The sequence below is a fragment of the Coprococcus sp. AF21-14LB genome (assembly GCF_003458885.1).
Lineage (GTDB): Bacteria > Bacillota > Clostridia > Lachnospirales > Lachnospiraceae > UBA9414.
The window spans coordinates 1-1930 of the sequence record NZ_QRVX01000110.1 but is presented as its reverse complement, the minus strand read 5'-3'; the positions used below and the strand labels follow the sequence as shown (position 1 = coordinate 1930).

General features: G+C 37.4%; 1 protein-coding gene. It reads right to left on the bottom strand.

All coding sequences use genetic code 11. The features are described 5' to 3' along the window. Positions 1–42 precede the first annotated feature (42 nt). Complete coding sequence (locus DWX73_RS13160) at positions 43–1791, bottom strand: IS1634 family transposase (protein WP_118349114.1); 1749 nt, start codon at positions 1789–1791, stop codon at positions 43–45. Positions 1792–1930 lie beyond the last annotated feature (139 nt).

Sequence of the window (1930 nt, the reverse complement as noted above, 5' to 3'; positions counted from 1 at the left end):
GGCACTGTAGCCGTTTTTCTTTTTGCAGCGATATGTACTATATTATTTCAGTTTTGATTTTAGTTGCTTTGTATCTTTGATAAGAGTTCGCATATCTGTTTTGGTAATGAATTCATAATCCGTTCTAAAATCAAATGTTTTATGTAATGCATCGGTTAATTCGGTTCTTGTATAAGAGGGGATATATCCACTCGCTGTGTTTAGCAGTGTCATTTGCATTGAGCGTAATGTTTTCAATATCTGATCAGCTGTATAAATATTTCCAAGTTCCTTTTCCAGTAAACGATAGAGCAGAAGGCTGATATAGCAGGTCATGAAATGGGCTTTTATCCGGTCTTCTCTTCTGACATATATAGGTCTTGCTTCGAATTCTGTTTTCATGATCCGAAAGTTTTCTTCGATTTCCCAACGCTGCCTATTGATCCTTATGATCTCTGAAATATCTCCTTCCAGATTTGTGATAACTGCATAAAAACCATCATACAATTCTTCTTTTTGGATTTGTTCTTCATCAAGATCATAAACTTGTTTTTCGGCAATCTCACCATCAGTAGTAACGGAAGTCTTTTTTACGAAGCGCATAGGATCGTTTTGGTTTTTCCCTTTTCTTTTGCGTCCAGGTGCTGTGATTATCCTTTTAGCCCGTTCAATCTGCAGGGCACGGATTTTTCTTTGGTAGGCTTTGTACTTAGGGGAATAGGTGACAACTAAAGTCTCATCCATGTCACCTGTAATAACAGGCACTTCCTTGTAGTAGATTGTGTTATAAACCTCTTCATCCGATTCGTCTAGTTTACGGATATCTATAAATTGATCGGATCCAATTCTGCGGAACTGAGTCGGGTTCAGAGCAATCTCACGATCTTCCTTTTTCATTTTTTTCAGAGAATGCGTGATGATATAAGCCCGATTTCCTAAAGAATTGAATCTTCGGTTACTTGAACTGCCAAGTCCGGAATCAGAACAGTATATGAATTCACTGCAGTTAAAATCCTGAAGAATTTTGGATTCTAAAGGCTTCAGGGTTGTCTGCTCATTCTGGTTTCCAGGGAAAATATCAAAGGCAAGGGGAATACCGTCTGCGTCCATAAATAATCCCATAGTTACGATTGGATTAGGACGGTTTTCTTTGCTTTTTCCGTAACGCCGGAAATCATCTTCCTCTTCAATTTCAAAGTAATAATTCGTACAGTCATAATAAAGGATTCTGTTATTTCGTGGATGAATGAAGTTTGAGTTTTTATATAGCTCACTTTGTATGAAATCAGACTCCCCTGCAATCACAGAAAGAGAACGATAAACGTCTTGGAGACTGTATTTAGGCGGTTCTAACAAAGACTGGCAGTACTCGTAGCTAGCCAGTTTGCTGGCAGGGGAAAGAATCCTCGCATAAACAAGATCTGTGAGTATTGCATTCAGATCATATTTAAATTTATGCCTGCTTTTAATGGTCCGGCAGACTTTATCTAAACGGAGCTGCGTGCATAGTTTCTGAAGGAACAGATAACCTACATTGAAAGAACGGCGTTCATTCATAGGGATAGCTGCAGCTTTGGAAAACTCTACAGAAATTTTTCCGGTATGCTGCTTATAAAGTTCGGTTTCCTTAGTAGCCTGTTCTTTTGCCCATGTCATCAGTTTGTCTTCATTTCCATCGAACTGTTCCAAAAGAGCATTGTACTTCCCAAGTTTTTTGTAAATACATGAAGAGGCTTTTCCGTTTTCTTTGCGGAAGGAACGATAAATATATACATCTTTATTATTTTTGCTGCCTGTGATTGCTATATACATGATAAAAAATCCTTTTTTTCTTTTAGTATATCACACTATTACAAACAAGTACATATAAAAACATAAAATTTGACATAAAAAATGCAGGTTTTATAAGGCCTGCAAGGTGATTTTCAATGATTCAACTGTCAAACTCCCG